General features: G+C 69.7%; 12 protein-coding genes. 5 read left to right on the top strand and 7 right to left on the bottom strand.

Annotated features, from left to right (window positions below; translation table 11 throughout):
* Positions 1-4: 4 nt before the first annotated feature.
* Entirely contained in the window at positions 5-214 is a 210-nt protein-coding gene (locus ABL844_RS03880; RefSeq protein ID WP_126021610.1) for a hypothetical protein, read from the bottom strand.
* A 238-nt stretch (positions 215-452) separates the two neighbouring features.
* Here ABL844_RS03880 and ABL844_RS03875 point away from each other — a divergent pair, with 238 nt between their 5' ends.
* Entirely contained in the window at positions 453-1139 is a 687-nt protein-coding gene (locus ABL844_RS03875) for a hypothetical protein (protein WP_240650585.1), read from the top strand.
* On the opposite strand, the gene ABL844_RS03870 is transcribed toward ABL844_RS03875, so the two are convergent.
* Positions 1128-2162: an AEC family transporter gene (locus ABL844_RS03870; RefSeq protein WP_369659749.1), complete on the bottom strand. Its 1035-nt coding sequence runs from the start codon at positions 2160-2162 to the stop codon at positions 1128-1130. The genes ABL844_RS03875 and ABL844_RS03870 overlap by 12 nt on opposite strands.
* A 155-nt stretch (positions 2163-2317) precedes the next feature.
* On the opposite strand from ABL844_RS03870, the gene ABL844_RS03865 reads away from it, so the two are divergent.
* Genes ABL844_RS03865 through nadE form a run of 4 tightly spaced genes read left to right on the top strand, consistent with a single transcriptional unit; the run spans position 2318 to position 6973 of the window.
* A complete protein-coding gene (locus tag ABL844_RS03865) occupies positions 2318-4426 on the top strand; it encodes an ATP-dependent helicase (protein ID WP_126021612.1) in 2109 nt (702 codons plus the stop codon).
* Between the two features lie 14 nt (positions 4427-4440).
* Positions 4441-4926 (top strand): hypothetical protein, encoded by a 486-nt coding sequence (locus tag ABL844_RS03860; protein WP_418124202.1) that lies wholly within the window; start codon positions 4441-4443, stop codon positions 4924-4926.
* A complete protein-coding gene (locus ABL844_RS03855; RefSeq protein WP_126021613.1) occupies positions 4923-6110 on the top strand; it encodes a phospholipase A in 1188 nt (395 codons plus the stop codon). The genes ABL844_RS03860 and ABL844_RS03855 overlap by 4 nt, the downstream gene beginning before the upstream one ends.
* Positions 6111-6133: 23 nt before the next feature.
* Complete coding sequence (nadE, locus tag ABL844_RS03850; protein ID WP_126021614.1) at positions 6134-6973, top strand: ammonia-dependent NAD(+) synthetase; 840 nt, start codon at positions 6134-6136, stop codon at positions 6971-6973.
* 27 nt (positions 6974-7000) lie between these two features.
* Here the strand turns inward: nadE and ABL844_RS03845 are convergent, their stop codons facing one another.
* The 5 genes from ABL844_RS03845 to ABL844_RS03825 are packed head-to-tail and all read right to left on the bottom strand — an operon-like array spanning position 7001 to position 14777.
* Positions 7001-8269, bottom strand: a complete 1269-nt coding sequence (locus ABL844_RS03845) for a tetratricopeptide repeat protein (RefSeq protein WP_418130525.1) — start codon at positions 8267-8269, stop codon at positions 7001-7003.
* A 26-nt stretch (positions 8270-8295) separates the two neighbouring features.
* A complete protein-coding gene (locus tag ABL844_RS03840; protein ID WP_418130524.1) occupies positions 8296-9693 on the bottom strand; it encodes an HlyD family efflux transporter periplasmic adaptor subunit in 1398 nt (465 codons plus the stop codon).
* Entirely contained in the window at positions 9674-11797 is a 2124-nt protein-coding gene (locus tag ABL844_RS03835) for a type I secretion system permease/ATPase (RefSeq protein WP_418130523.1), read from the bottom strand. The genes ABL844_RS03840 and ABL844_RS03835 overlap by 20 nt, the downstream gene beginning before the upstream one ends.
* A complete protein-coding gene (locus ABL844_RS03830; RefSeq protein ID WP_418130522.1) occupies positions 11794-13245 on the bottom strand; it encodes a TolC family outer membrane protein in 1452 nt (483 codons plus the stop codon). The genes ABL844_RS03835 and ABL844_RS03830 overlap by 4 nt, the downstream gene beginning before the upstream one ends.
* Positions 13242-14777, bottom strand: coding sequence for a tryptophan 7-halogenase (locus tag ABL844_RS03825; protein WP_418130521.1), 1536 nt, complete (start codon positions 14775-14777; stop codon positions 13242-13244). The genes ABL844_RS03830 and ABL844_RS03825 overlap by 4 nt, the downstream gene beginning before the upstream one ends.
* Positions 14778-14827: the final 50 nt, after the last annotated feature.

The following is a 14827-nucleotide window of genomic DNA, read 5'->3' as shown; positions in this document are numbered from 1 at the left end:
GGTTTCAGTGGTAGCCGGTCGGCTCCTTGCCCATGTCCACGTAGCGAAGTTCGTTGTGCCTGCGCCGCGCGACGCTCACGGGCCATGCGAACACCACAAGGCTCAGCGCGGCGAGCGCGATCGCCGTGGCGGTGCCGAACTTGCCGGCATGCCAGAACCAGCCGACCGCCGAGAGCCAGGCCAGCCACAGAAGGATGCGAACCAGAATTGCCATCGCGCGCCCCATTCACATCTTTGACTTGGAAGCACTGTAGCAGCGCACCTGCAAACCCAAGCATTCATCTGAAGTGGTAGCGGATAGCTATGTCTTACGACATGCCCGGAACTACCGCAAATTTGTGAAAAAAGAGTTGACGACGCACCCCGGCGCTGCTCAAGCTGTAAAGACGCGAACCCGCCGCGGATTGCGAACTCCAAACTGCCTCGCTCACTGGTTGCAAAGGTAGGTCACCGTGAAACCGCCGTTCCTCCCTGGTTGGTCCCTCTCGCTGGCATCGGGCCTCGCCGGCCTCGTCCTTGCCTTCGCCGTGCCATCGGCCCCGGCCGCCGAGCTGGAACTGCAGGGCAGCCGCCTCGTGGTGTCGGGCATGCTCGACGGCACCATGATCAAGGAGTTCACCGAGCAGCTCGGCAGCGGAACAGTCCATACCGTGGTCTTCGAGGACTCTTTCGGCGGTACCGCCGAAGCAGCCGGCGCATTCGCCGACGCCATCCGCGCGAGCGGCGTGCAGACCGAGGTGCGCGGCCAGTGCATGGCGGCCTGCGCCTACGCCTTCCTGGCCGGCAGGACCCACCGCTTCGGCTACGGCCTGCAGGTCAACGGCATCCTGCTGCCCGTGGCGCAGCGCCCCACCCCCGCCGAGCTGGCAATACGCTGGCGCGGCGACGAGGCCCACAAGACGCTGGCCGAGTTCACGCCCACGTCGGCTTCCGCCAAGGCCATGGAGACCAGCGCGGCGCCAGCGGCGGCCAGGGACAACTGGCAGCCCGACCACGGCGTGCTCTTCACCGCGAGCCCCACGCTCTTCGGCCGCGTCTACAACACCTATTACTGCGACGGCACGCAAGGCCGCGATTTCTCGAAGTGCGAGCGGCTCGCCGATGCCGACCCCTTCAAGCTCGGCGTGCTAACCCCGTAGCGCGCTCACGGCGAGCGGGAAGCTCGGGAAGGCAATCACCGTCGTCCACAGGATGATGCGGGCGATGCGCCCGTTGTCCGCGCCGAAGCGCTCGGCCAGCATCGACACGTTGCTCGCGCTCGGCAGCGCCGCGACCAGCACGATGGTGACGAGCGCCGGCTGCGAAAGCGGCAGCCCCAGCGCGATGGCGCCCAGCCCCAGGGCCCACACCAGCAGCGGATGCGCGAGCAGCTTCACCGCCACCACCGGCAGCACGTCGCTCCAGGGGGCCTTGAGCGCCTTGGCTGCCCCCATGCGGCCGGTGGCGCCCATCGCTTCGGCCACCGCCGCGCTGGCGTCGTGCTCGCGCGCCAGCAGCGCCGAGCGGGCCAGCACCGCGCCGATGGTGAAGAGCGCCACCGGCGAGGCCGCGTCGGCCAGCATGGCGATGGTGCGCTCGACGGGCCCCGGCAGCGGCCAGCGCGCGGCCGACAGCAGCACGCCCAGCAGGATCGACCACGGCATCGGGTTCACGAGAATTCCGCGCAGCGCCTTGCGCGCGGCCAGCATGGCGCCGTGCCGCCCGGCGCCACCGGCCCCGTCGAGCCGCGACAGCGCGATGCACAGCGACGAAGTGACGACCAGGTCGAACGCGATCGTGATGATGATCGGCCCCGCCGCCTGCGCGCCGAGGATGGCCACCAGCAGCGGCACGCCCATGAAGCCGGTGTTCGGAAACGCCGCCACCAGCGCGCCGAACGCGGCGTCGTTCCAGCCCACGCGCGCGTTGCGTGTGAAGGCCACGACGCCCGCAACCACCGCCAGCGCGCAGATGCCCCAAACCAGTGCGACGCTGCCGTCCAGCAGCTGCCCGATGGGCGTGCCCGCGCCGAAGCGCAGCAGCATGCACGGCAGCGCGAAATACAGCACGAAGGTGTTGAGGCCGGGAATGGCGTCCAGCGGCAGGATGCGGGCGCGCGCAGCGCCGTAGCCGGCCGCGATCAGCGCGAAGAAAGGGAAAGTAACAAGGAATACAGGCAGCACGCCCCATTGTCGTTGCCACCGCCGGTTGGCCGGATCGGCGCCGCCGGCCTACAACCCCGGTGGGGCCGGCCCCGTATCATTGGCCGCTTTGCGCCAGCCGTTCCCCACGGCGTTTTTCTCGGCTCTCCCGGTTCCCTCGGTTCTCTTTTTCTCCCATGTCTCACGGACTCAATCCCGCGCAGCTCGAAGCGGTCAACTACATGAGCGGTCCCTGCCTGGTGCTCGCGGGCGCGGGCTCGGGCAAGACGCGGGTCATCACCCACAAGATCGGCCGGCTGATCCAGTCGGGCATCGAGCCGCAGCGCATCGCGGCCATCACCTTCACCAACAAGGCCGCGGCCGAAATGCGCGAGCGCGCGAAAGACCTCATCGGCAAGGACGCGCGCAAGGTGGTGGTGTGCACCTTCCACGCACTGGGCGTGCGCATGATGCGCGAGGACGGCGGCGTGCTGGGCCTGAAGAACGCGTTCAGCATCCTCGACGCCGACGACGTGACGAAGATCCTGAAGGACGCCGGCGGCACCACCGACGCGGCCACCGCCCGCATCTGGCAGTGGACCATCAGCAAGTGGAAGAACATGGGCCTGACCTCGGCGCAGGCCGAGGCGCAGGCCGCCGACGACAACGAGCGCATCACCGCGAAGATCATGGCCCGCTACGAGGAGCGCCTGCTGGCCTACCAGAGCGTGGACTTCGACGACCTCATCGGCATGCCGCTGAAGCTGCTCTACGAATTCCCGGAAGTGCGCGCCAAGTGGCAGGCGATGATGGGCCACATCCTGGTCGACGAATACCAGGACACCAACGCCACGCAGTACGACGTGCTCAGGGCCCTGGCCGGCGAGCGCGGCCACTTCACCGCGGTGGGCGACGACGACCAGTCCATCTACGGCTGGCGCGGCGCCACGCTGGACAACCTGCGCAAGCTGCCGGTCGACTACCCGGCGCTCAAGGTCATCAAGCTGGAGCAGAACTACCGCTCCACCAGCGCCATCCTGCGCGCGGCCAACAACGTGATCGGGCCCAACCCCAAGCTCTTTCCGAAGACGCTGTTCTCCGAGCTCGGCGAAGGCGAGCCGGTGCGCATCGTCGACGCCGACAGCGAGGTGCACGAGGCCGAGCGCGCAGTGGCGCGCATCGTGAGCATCCGCGCGGGCGAGGCCACCACGCAGGGCAAGCAGTACAAGGAGTACCGCGACTTCGCCATCCTCTACCGCGCAAACCACCAGGCGCGCGTGTTCGAGCAGGCGCTGCGCAAGGCGCAGATCCCGTACAAGGTCTCCGGCGGCCAGAGCTTCTTCGACCGTGCCGAGATCAAGGACCTGTGCGGCTGGTTCCGCCTGTGGGTCAACAACGACGACGACCCTGCGTTCCTGCGCGCCATCACCACGCCCAAGCGCGGCATCGGCCACACCACGCTCGCCAGCCTCGGCACCTTCGCGAGCCAGTACAAGCTGAGCCTGTTCGAGGCGCTCTTCAGCCCCTCGCTGCCCAGCGTGATGCCCAAGCGCACGCTGGAGGGCATCCATGAGTTCGGCCGCTACATCAACGACCTCGAATACCGCGCGCGCCGCACCATGGGCGCGGAAGACTCGCGCACCTTCATGCTCGACTGGCTCAAGGAGATCGACTACGAGAAGCACCTGTACGACGGCGAGGACAGCGAAGCCGCCGCGGCCTCGCGCTGGACCAACGTGCTGGAGTTCGTCGACTGGATGTCGCAGCGCGCCGGCGGCACGCTCGACGACGCCTCGGGCGCCGACAGCGGCGGCATCGAGAGCGAGCGCAAGAGCCTGCTCGAGGTGGCGCAGACCATCTCGCTGCTGTCCACCATCAGCGAGCGCGAGCAAGACCAGGACGTGGTCACGCTCTCCACGCTGCACGCCTCCAAGGGCCTCGAATGGCCGCACGTGATGCTCATCGGCGTGAGCGAGGGCCTGCTGCCCTTCAAGCTCGACGACGACAACGGCCGCCAGCAGCAGGTGAGCGAGGACACGCTGCAGCGCCTGCAGGAAGAGCGCCGCCTGATGTACGTGGGCATCACCCGCGCGCAGCGCAGCCTGGCCGTGAGCTGGACCAAGAAGCGCAAGCAGGGCCGCGAGATGGTGCCCTGCGTGCCCAGCCGCTTCATTGCCGAGATGGGCCTGGACAAGACCACCACCAAGGAAGACCCGCGCGAGAAGCTCAAGGCGCTGCGCGCCGAGTTCGCGCGCAAGGCGCAGGACAGCGCAGCCAAGGCCGCCGCCGCCGCGGCGGGGTCATGACGACGATGAAGACGATGACGACGAAGAAGACCACCGCAACCGCCGCGCTGCTGGCCGGCGCGCTCATCGCGCTGGCCGGCTGCGCCTCGATGCGCGGCGGCAGCGCCGACTGCCCCGCGGACGCTCGCGACCTGCCGCTGGAATCGCTCTACGGCAAATGGGAAGCGCGCTTCGACAACCTGCCCGCCGTGGCCGTCGTGCAGCTGGGCAAGCACCCCGACTACGACGGCGTGCGCGGCACCATCACGCGCAACGGCGCCAACCCGGCGAAGGCCACGGTCGCGCAGCTCGCGGGCGACGTGGACGACGAAGGCGCGCTTTCCATCGACGAGTCGCAGGACGGCCGCGCCATCAGCGGCGTGTGGTCGGGCAAGCTGCAGACCGGATCGTGCGGTCGCGAATTCAGGGGCACGTGGCGCAATGCGGCCGACGAGAGCACGCACCCGTTCGTGCTCAGCAAGACGGCGCCGCCGGCGTCACAGGAAGGAAAGAAGCAATGACGAAGACGACCACCATCTCGCCGCGATCTCGCTTCAGGTTCAACACGCTCGCGGCCGTGGCCGCATGCCTCGGCGGCGCGGCGGGCATGGCCCATGCGCAGGCGGTGGACAAGCCCGCGAGCCCGCTGGCGGATTCGCAGCTCACCTGGCAACAGTGCGCCGCGCTGGGCGCCAACAACGAGGCGCGACTGGCCTGCTTCGACCGATGGGCGCAGCAGCAGACGCTGCCCGCCGCGGCGGTGCCGGCCGCCCCGCCGGTGCTCGCGAGCACGCAGCCGCCGGTCGATGGAACGGTTCCCGCCACGCGCGTGGTCTCGGTGGCCACCACCGAGGGCTGCCGCGACCGCCAGTACTCGGCGCTCTCGCGCTTCTGGGAACTGGAGAACGCCACCGACTGCGGCACCTTCGGCTTCCGCGGCTATCGCCCGCTCAACGTGTCGGCATCGGCCGCCACCAGGAAGCCCGACACGCCCACCTCGCCTTCGGCCGGCCACACCGCCGACCCAGTGGCCTATCAGGCCAACGAGATGCGCATCGGCCTGTCGGTGCGCACCAAGCTCGCGCAGGGCATGCTCACGCAGAACGACCCGGTGAAAAAAGACTCGCTGTGGTTCGCCTACAGCCAGCAGTCGACCTGGCAACTCTTCAACGGCTCCATCTCGCGCCCCTTCCGCACCACCGACCACGAGCCCGAGCTGATGTACGTCTACCCGACCGACTTCAAGCTGCCGGGCGGCTGGCGCTGGCGCTATTCGGGGCTGGGCATCGTGCACCAGTCGAACGGCCAGAGCCTGCCGCTGTCGCGCAGCTGGAACCGCGTGTACCTGATGGGCGGCGCCGAGCTGGACGACCGCTTCACCATCACCGGCCGCATCTGGAAGCGCATCTCCGAGAGCGCCGCGAAGGACGACAACCCCGACATCGCCGACTACTACGGCCGCGCCGAAATCACCGGCCGCTGGAACCTCAACCGCGACAACCAGCTCGCCGTGACCGTGCGCAACAACCTGCGCGACAGCGGCCGAGGCTCGATCCGCCTCGAGTGGCTCAAGGCCATCGGCGATCCGACCAAGAGCAACCTGCGCTTCCACACGCAGCTGTTCTCGGGCTACGGCGACACGCTGGTGGACTACAACCGCAAGCGCACCGTGCTGAGCATCGGCCTCAGCCTTGTGGACTTCTGATCCCCTTCACACGAGCAAACCCCATGAGTGCAGATCTGTCTCCCGTCGACGACACGCAGCGCGAAATCATCGCGGCGCTGCATGTCGCGCCCGTCTTCGACGCAGCCCGCGAACTGGAGCGGCGCGTCGACTTTCTCGCGGACTACCTGAAGCAGACCGGCCTGAAGACGCTGGTGCTGGGCATCAGCGGCGGCGTCGATTCGCTGACCGCCGGCTGCCTCGCGCAGCGCGCGGTCGAGAAGCTGCGCGCCACCGGCTACGACGCGAGCTTCATCGCGATGCGGCTGCCCTACGGCGTGCAGAAGGACGAGGCCGAGGCGCAGGCCTCGCTCGTGGTGATGAAGCCCGACCGCACGGTCACGGTAGACATCCGCCCCGCCGCCGATGCCATGCTCGCGGCGCTGAAGGCAGGCGACCTGAAGTTCCGCGACGCGGCGCACGAAGACTTCGTGCTGGGCAACATCAAGGCGCGCCAGCGCATGATCGCGCAGTTCGCGGTGGCGGGCGCGCACGACGGCATCGTCATCGGCACCGACCATGCGGCCGAGGCGCTGATGGGCTTCTTCACCAAGTTCGGCGACGGCGCGGCCGACATCACGCCGCTGACCGGCCTCAACAAGCGCCGCGTGCGCGCCGTGGCCCAGCTGCTGGGCGCGCCCGACGCGCTGGTCTACAAGGTGCCCACGGCCGACCTCGAATCGCTGGTGCCTGGCAAGCCCGACGAGGACGCCTTCGGCGTGACCTACGAGCAGATCGACGACTTCCTCGAAGGCAAGCCGGTGTCGGCCGAGGCGCGGCGCATCATCCTCGCCACGCATCGCAAGAGCGCGCACAAGCGCGCGCTGCCGGTCGAGCCTTTCTGACCGCGGCGCCCTCCTCGCCGCGCCGCATCAGCGCGTGACAACCTTCCAGCGCCCGGCCGAGATCTCGGCGGCGTAGGGTGCCGGAATGCTGGCCTCGTAGCCGTTGCCGCGCACGACGGCGTCGTAGCTGCAGACGGCCTGGCCCGCGGAGTCGTACAGGGTCCAGCGCACCTGCGTGCCGTCGGGTGCATCGTGCAGCACATGCATCGAGGGCGCGCCGATATTGGCGCCCACGTGGGCGTAGCGCGCGTCCACCGTCATCGGCACGTGGGGCGGAAAAGGCTGGCTGCCCGGCAGGTCGAACCACTCGTCGTGCATGAGCAGGCTGCGCTGGGCGACCTTCCACACCCGGTGGCGCAGGAAATGCTGGTCTGCATAACGCGACGAAAAAGGCCGGCTGCGCAGGTACGCGCGCATGTCGCCCGCCATGTCCCAGAGCACGCCCGCGCACGCGCCCCACATGCCGGCGAGCATCAGCTCGGTGTGCGAGTGATAGTCGCGCATCACGTGGAACCAGCGGTCGGACGCGCACCACGCGCGCACCGCCGCCTGGTCGCGCGTGGACAGCAGCGAATCGGCATCGCGGAACTGCACCCGGTCGACCGCGGGATCGTCGAGCGCGAGGAAGCGCCACATGGTCCCCGGCAGGTCCTGGCCGCCGATGGAGCGCACGTCGATCACCGCGGCGCCCTCTCGCATCAGCCGGCCGCAGACGTCGGCCGGCACCGAGTCGTCGACGTAGAAGCGGCACAGCCACGCCGGGAAGAACTCGCGCGCGGCCCGCACGTTGAGCACCGCCATCTCGCAGTAGCGCGGGTCGCCGCCGAAGAGACTGAAGGCGATGAGGTTGCGATGGCGGTTGCGCTCGTCGAAGCAGCGCGGCGCAGGCAGGCCCACCGTGGCGGCGGCCTGCTCCTTGTCGGCCTCCAGCATCTTCAGGCGCAGCGACTCGGAGCCGAACCTGCGCACCTCGTCGCGCTTGCCGAGCTGTCCGGCCGCCTCGGCCAGGCCGTCGAAGGTATTGGCGGTCCCGAGTTCGCCGACGATGCGCAGGTAGAGGTGGTAGGCCTGCTGCGGCTGGCCGAGCCGCAGCAGGCACAGCGCCACGTCGGCCAGCGGCTGCGGGCTGTGCGTGGCCTCCCACGCCTGCGCCGCGAAGCCCCGCGCCTTCTCGTAGTCTCCTTGCGCAAAGGCCGCGCGGAACCGCGTGCCCAGCGCATCGAGCGCCTGCTGCGTGATCGCCGGCCTGCGCGCCGGAACCGGTGCCTTCGTCTTGGTCGTGCCCTTCCTGGCCATTGTCGCCCTCCTGTTGTCGCTTGGCTTCAGCGCTCGCGAAGCGCTTCGCGCGCCTTGTTGAGCGGCTTGATCAGGTAGTCGAGCACCGACTTGCTGCCGGTGTGGATGTCCACCGAGGCGATCATCCCGGGCACGATCGGGAAGCTCCTGCCGCTCCTGTTCATCAGGTGGTCGGCATCGGTGCGGATGTACACGCGGTAGTAGTACACGTCGCGCTTCACGTCGTCCTGGATGGTGTCGGGCGAGATCGTCGTCACCTTGCCCGGCAGGCCGCCGAAGATGGCGTAGTCGTAGGCCGTGACCTTCACCGTCGCCTCCTGCCCCGGATGGATGAAGGCCACGTCGCGCGGCGAGATGCGCGCCTCCACCAGCAGCTTCTCGTCGAGCGGCACGATCTCCATGAGCTTGCCGCCCGGCGGCAGCACGCCGCCCACCGTTGTCAACGCGGTGTCCTTGACGATGCCGCGCACCGGCGAGACGAAGGTCAGGCGCGTGAGCGAATCGGAGCGCCCGCGCGTCACCGAGCGCTGCGCCTCGATCTCGGCGTTGGCCCTGGCGAGCTCCTCGCGCGCCTTCACGTAGTACTGGCTGCGGATGTCGACCGCCTTGCTCTCGGCCTCGTTGATCTGGCGCTTCAGCCGCAGCACCTCCACGTCGCTCGCGGCGCCGCGCGACACCAGCGGCTCGGTCAGCGCGAGCTCGCTGCGCATCAGGGCCAGCGCCTGCGTCACGCCGGCGAGGCTGCTGGAGAGCTGCTCGCGGCGCGAACGGTAGAGCGCGGTCTCGGTGCGCACGAGGTCGGGGTCGGCCCGCACCTCGGGCGGGAACTCCAGCGGCGTGCCGCCCACCTCCGCCGTCAGCCGCGCCGACATGGCCAGCGCCGCGCGCACGCGGGACGCGCTCTCCTGCACGGTCGACTCGGTCTTGGTCCTGTCGAGCTGCGCGAGCACCTGGCCCTCCTCGACGATGTCGCCCTCGCGCACCTTCAGCTCGACCAGGATGCCGCCTTCGAGCGACTGCACCATCTGCTCCTTCGACGAAGGCACCACCTTTCCGATGCCGGTGGACACCTCGTCCAGCTCGAAGCACCAGGCCCACGCCAGCAGCGCGAGCAGCGCCGCGCCGACGATCCAGACGACCAGCGACGAACGCGGCAGCGGCGGCTCCGGCGGCGAGTAGCGCGCGGCGGTGGACGCCACCGGATACCGGGCTGGCGGCTTGTTCGGCGCAGCCGTGCCTGCCGGTGCGGCGGGCGCGGCCGGGGCCGGCCGCGCGGGCAGCTCGGCGACCGTCTTCTGCGCAGCCTGTGCCGCTTGCACCGCCTGTGCCGTCTGCGCCGCCTGTGCCGTCTGCGCGGCGTCGGCCACCACCACCGCACCGCCGCCCGCATGGGGGCGGCCTGCCTCAGGCGTTGCTGTTGCCATGGGAAAGCTCTCCAATCACGCGGTCCCTCGGACCATCCATCACCACGCGTCCGCCATCGACCACGATGATCCGGTCCACCCAGTGCAGCACCGGCATGCGGTGCGTCGCCACCACCAGCGTGCGAGGCGCCAGCCAGTCGCCCAGCGAATCGATGACCTGGCGTTCGGTCACTTCGTCGAAGTGCGCGGTGGGCTCGTCCAGCAGCACGACCGAAGGCTGGCGTATCAGCGTGCGCGCGAGCAGCAGCGCCTGCCGCTGGCCACCCGAGAGGCCGAGGCCACCTTCGTGGACCATCTCGGCCAGCCCTTCGGAGCGCGACTGCACGAAGGGCAAGGCGCCGGCCATGGCGAGGGCCTCCAGCACCTGCTCGTCGGTCGCCAGTGGCATGCCCATGGTGATGTTCTCGCGGATCGAGCCGTGGAAGAGCCGCGCGTTCTGCGTCAGCAGCCCCACGTCGCGCCGCAGGTCGGACGGATCGATCAGCGAGATGTCGAGCGCATCGAGCGACACATGGCCGCGCTGCGGCGCATGCAGGCCTGCCAGCAGCTGCAGCAGCGTGGACTTGCCCGCCCCCATGCGCCCGAGCAGCGCGACCTTCTCGCCGGGCTGTATCTGCAGTTGGGCGGCCGTGAACGCGGGGCTCCTGTCGTCCTTGCCGTAGCGGAACTCCACGCCCGTGACGTTGTAGCGCCCCTGCAATGCCGGCACGTGCACCAGGCGCGCGCGCTCGGGCTGGTCCACAGGCCGCTGCATGAGCTGATCGAGCCCGGCGCGCGCCACCTTGGCCTGCTGCCAGCGCGCAAACACGCCCGAGAGCTGCGCGAGCGGCGCGATCATGCGCGAGGCAAGAATCGATGAACCGACCAGCGCGCCGGTCGTCATGTCGCCGCTCATCACGAGAAAGCAGCCGGCCAGCAGCATCACCGCGTAGACAATGGTCTGCACCTCCTGCGTCCAGGTCATGAGCAGGCCCGTGAGAAAACGCTGGCGCATGCTGACGCCGGCCGCGACGTCGTTCGCGTGGTTCCACTGGCTCTGGAAGCGCGGCTCGGCGCGCATGAGCTTGATGTCCTCCAGGCCTTCGACGGCCTCCACCAGCAGCGCGTTGCGCAGCGCCGATTCGCGCATGCCTTCGCCGGCCAGCCGCGCCAGCGGCTTCTGGATGAGCAGCCCCGGAATCACCAGCAGCGGCACCGCCGCCAGCGCCACCAGCGCGAGCGGCCCGGCCACCAGCCACAGCACGACGAGGAAGAGCACGAAGAACGGCAGGTCGGCCACCGCGCCGATGGTGGTGGAGGTGAGCAGCTCCCGCACCTGCTCGACCTCGCGCACCTGCGCGATGAAGGAGCCGGTGGACTTGGAGCGCGCGTCGGTGCGCACCCGCAGCGCATGGCCGAAGACGAGGTCGGATACCTTGAGGTCCGCGCGCTTGCCGATCACGTCGGAGATGTGCGTGCGCGACATGCGCAGCAGGAACTCGAAGGCGACGGCCAGCATGACGCCGCCGAACAACACCCACAGCGTGGGTTCCGACTGCGCGGGCACCACTCGGTCGTAGATCTGCATGGAGAAGATCGTCGAGGCCAGCGCCAGCACGTTGGCGAAAACCGAGGCCAGAATGATGTCGCCATAGCGACGCCAGTCGCGCAGGGCGATGGCCCAGAACCAGTCGGAGCGGTAGGGCCGGATGTAGTCGTCCACGCGCGCATCGGGCACCGCCGTGTTGGGCCGCAGGATGGCGGCCCGCTTCGCGCGCCGGCTCAGCTCGTCGGCAGACAGCGAGGTCTCGAGCCCGTGGTCGCCGCCGAGCAGCACGCCCAGCCTCCCGCCGCCGTCGGCCGTGCGCACCACGCCGACTTCGCCGTTGTCGAACTCCACCACCAGCGGCAGCCGCCACGGATCGAGCTGCGCGCTGGAGAAGGCGTCGAGCCGCAGCGCGAGCCCCAGGTGCCGCGCCATGTGGTCGAGCAGCGTGTCCAGCGGCGCGCCGCGCTCCCAGGCCAGCGAGACGCGCACGCTCTCCTGCGAGGCGCCGATGCCGTAATGGCGGGCGACGTAGAGCATGGCGTCGAGCCAGCTGGTGTACTGCGGGGGCAGATTCATGGAAGCAGTTCCATTCCCTGGACAGTGGTGTTGTCGAGGCCGTAGAAGGCGCGGCCCTGTCCGGTCGCGCCGATGTAGCCGATGCGGCTTTCCCAGAGGTCGTGCAGCACGGCCTCCTGGTCGGCCGCGGCCTGGTGGATTTCCTGCTCGGCATTGAGCAGGTCGAGGATGGAGCGCGTGCCGAGCGTGTACTGCTCGCGGTAGAGGTCGCGCGCCTCGCCGATGCTGCGGCGGCGTTCGGCCAGCACGCCCAGCCGCGCCTGCGCGCCTGCGACCTGCTCGCGGAAGCTGCGCATCTGGTCGCCCGCATTCAGGCGGGCGGTATCGATGCGCATGCGCGCGGCCTCCTCGGCGGCGGTGGCCGAGCGCACCTGCGCATCCATGGCGCCGCCCTGGAAGATCGCGCTGGAGAGGTTGAACATCACCGTGTGGTGCATGCCGTTGCGCTCCATCGTGGCGGGGTTGACGCCGCCCATGGCCTTGTTGGCGGAGACGTCGAGGCTGAGCGTCGGATAGCGCTGCGCCTTCGCGATCTCGAGCTGGGCGGCGGCCACGCGCCGGTCGGCCTCGGCGGTCAGCACGTCGGGAAGCAGGCCGGCGTCCGGCACCTGGTCGATGCGCAGCTCGCTGGCCAGCTGTTGCGGAAGCGGCGCGACCAGCGCCGGGGCCGCACCACCCAGCAGCGTCGCCAGGCGCTCGCGCGACTGCGCGAGCAGCGACTTCACCTGCAGCAGGTTGGCGCGCGCACTCTCGACGCGCGACTCCGCCTGCAGCGGGTCGGCCTTGGTGCTCAGGCCCGACTTCGCCCGCAGCCGCGCGGTTCCGAGCACCTTCTCGACGGCCTTGACCTGCTCCTGCGCGATCGCGGCGAGCGACTGATAGCGGTGCGCCCTGACCACGGCCTCGGCGGTCTGCTGCGCGACGGCGTCGATCTGCCGCAGCACCATGGCCTGCTGGCGCCGCACCTGCGCCTCGGACTGGTCCACCGCCCCCGAGACCTTGCCGAAGTCGTAGAGCATCTGCGACAGCGAGGCACTCGCCAGAACACCGTTGCCGCGGCCCCGGCCCGCGCCTGAACTGCCGCTGTTGTTGAGGCCGGCGCCCATGCCCAGCTTCACCTGCGGGTAGTAGCCGGCGCGCGCCACCTCGACGCCGCCCGACTGCTGCGCCAGCGTGGCGACGGCATCGGCGATCGAGGGATGGCGCGCCACCGCGCGGCGCACGGCATCGGCCAGCTCCAGGGGTTTCGAGTCCTGCCCGGCCTGCAGAGCCTGCGGGGCCTGCAGCGTGGAGGGCAGCGCAGCGCCGGACCGCGCCCCCAGCTCCCGTGCCAGCGCGCTCGGCGCGAGCCGCCGCGACGCCTTCAGTTCGACGGATTCCTGCGCCGCCGCGGGCAGGCCTGCAAGGGCCAGCCATGCGGCTGCGCAGAGGTGTGTGCCTGGTTTCACGCGGATCGGTCCCCCTTCGAAGAAAAGTCGCCGGCTGCGCCGAGTTCGCGCATCCGGGTGATGTAGGCCGCCACGCGCGCACGGCTGGCGGACGGCAGGCCCTGCAGTTCGGCTGCGGCCGCTTCGCGCGGCACCACGCCCAGCGGCGCGGCCACGAAGAGCCAGTTGAGGGCGTGGAAGATTCCCTGCCATCCGTGGATGGCGTAGTTCTGCAGGTCGATGGGGCGAGGCGTGCGGCGCCGGAAGCACTGCCTGAGCTCGGCATAGCCTGGCGGCGGGGGCAGGTCCGCAAAGTCGCGCCAGAAGGCGGTATCGCGCCGGGGGCCGTCGTAGTGCATGCGCAGGAAGTCGCGGATACCCGACCAGCACCGTGCGTTGGCTTCGTTGAAACCCTCGATCACTCGCCCGGGCACCACGCCGCCCCCGGCTGTGACGATGCGCTCGAAGTTGCGCAGCTGCTCCAGCATCTGCCCGAGGAGACTCGACTCCAGGGGGTCCACGAAGCCCGAGGCCAGGCCGAGCGCCATGACGTTGCCGACCCACACCTGCTCGAAGTGGCCGGGCTCGAACTTCAGGGCGCGCATCGGCTCGACGCCAGGGCCCACGCGGCGATGGATCTCGTAGATGGCCTGCGCCTCGTCGGCATGGGCGCTGCTGAAGACATAGCCCCCGCCGACGCGCTCGACCAGCGGCATCTGCCACATCCAGCCAGACGGCATTGCGATCGCTCGCGTTACCAGCGACGGGTTGGGTTGCGGATGCGGCATGCGGAAAGGCACGACGCCGTCGAGCAGCAGGTGTTCCGAGAAAGAGCGCCAGCGCACGCCGAGCTTCCCTCCGATGCCCAGCCGCGCAAACCCGGAGGCGTCGATCAGCAGGCCGAGCGCGAGGGGTTCCTCCACGCCCTCGAGCCGCACCGCGCGCGCCATGCCCTGCTCGTCGCACAACAGTTCGTCCACGCGAGCCTGCTGGTGCACCACGCCGCGCGAGACTGCCACGCGACGCAGGTAGTCGCCCAGCCTGTGGCTGTCGAAATGGAAGGAGGCCGACAGGCCCGAACTTGCGCCGAGGCGAAGCATCGCAAGCGCGTCGCGCTGCGAGGCATTCCCGGCGATGGCGGCGAAGCCCGGCACGTAGCGATGAAGCTCGATGCCCTCGTGCACCATGCCCGAGATCAGCGGATGGAAGCCCGCTTCCATCCAGTCGGTCTCCTGCAGGCCGGGCCGGCCGAAGAGGTGGTAGTAGTGGTCGTCCTCGGCGCCGGTGCGCCAGCCTTCGTAGGAAACGCCCAGCTTGAAGGCCGCGCCTGTCTCCTGCACGAATTCGGTGAGGTCGATGCCGTTGCGGCGCAGCGCATCGAGCAGGTTGAGCAGCCCACCCTCGCCCAGGCCCGCGATGCCGATGGCGGGCGATTCGATCACCCGCACCTCGGTCGAGGGCGCGAACATGCGTCGCAGCGCCAGCGCGGCGAACCAGCCCGAGGTTCCGCCGCCGACGACGACGGCGCGAGAGATGTTGCGAAGATTCAGCATATGGTTGTTTCATGAGCCGCACGCGGCGAAGGGGAGCGCCCTGGAGCGCT

Origin of the sequence: Variovorax sp. 278MFTsu5.1 (assembly GCF_048305045.1) — a bacterium.
In the GTDB taxonomy this organism is placed as follows: Bacteria; Pseudomonadota; Gammaproteobacteria; order Burkholderiales; family Burkholderiaceae_C; genus Variovorax; species Variovorax guangxiensis.
This window is presented reverse-complemented; position numbering and strand designations above follow the sequence as displayed.

What these genes read in the sequence shown, in the direction of transcription:
- ABL844_RS03825 (WP_418130521.1), bottom strand. Translation starts at nt 14,777, where the DNA reads ATGCTGAATCTTCGCAACATCTCTCGCGCCGTCGTCGTCGGCGGCGGA.
- ABL844_RS03835 (WP_418130523.1), bottom strand. Translation starts at nt 11,797, where the DNA reads ATGAATCTGCCCCCGCAGTACACCAGCTGGCTCGACGCCATGCTCTAC.
- ABL844_RS03845 (WP_418130525.1), bottom strand. Translation starts at nt 8,269, where the DNA reads ATGGCCAGGAAGGGCACGACCAAGACGAAGGCACCGGTTCCGGCGCGC.
- nadE (WP_126021614.1), top strand. Translation starts at nt 6,134, where the DNA reads ATGAGTGCAGATCTGTCTCCCGTCGACGACACGCAGCGCGAAATCATC.
- ABL844_RS03855 (WP_126021613.1), top strand. Translation starts at nt 4,923, where the DNA reads ATGACGAAGACGACCACCATCTCGCCGCGATCTCGCTTCAGGTTCAAC.
- ABL844_RS03865 (WP_126021612.1), top strand. Translation starts at nt 2,318, where the DNA reads ATGTCTCACGGACTCAATCCCGCGCAGCTCGAAGCGGTCAACTACATG.
- ABL844_RS03840 (WP_418130524.1), bottom strand. Translation starts at nt 9,693, where the DNA reads ATGGCAACAGCAACGCCTGAGGCAGGCCGCCCCCATGCGGGCGGCGGT.
- ABL844_RS03860 (WP_418124202.1), top strand. Translation starts at nt 4,441, where the DNA reads ATGACGACGAAGAAGACCACCGCAACCGCCGCGCTGCTGGCCGGCGCG.
- ABL844_RS03880 (WP_126021610.1), bottom strand. Translation starts at nt 214, where the DNA reads ATGGCAATTCTGGTTCGCATCCTTCTGTGGCTGGCCTGGCTCTCGGCG.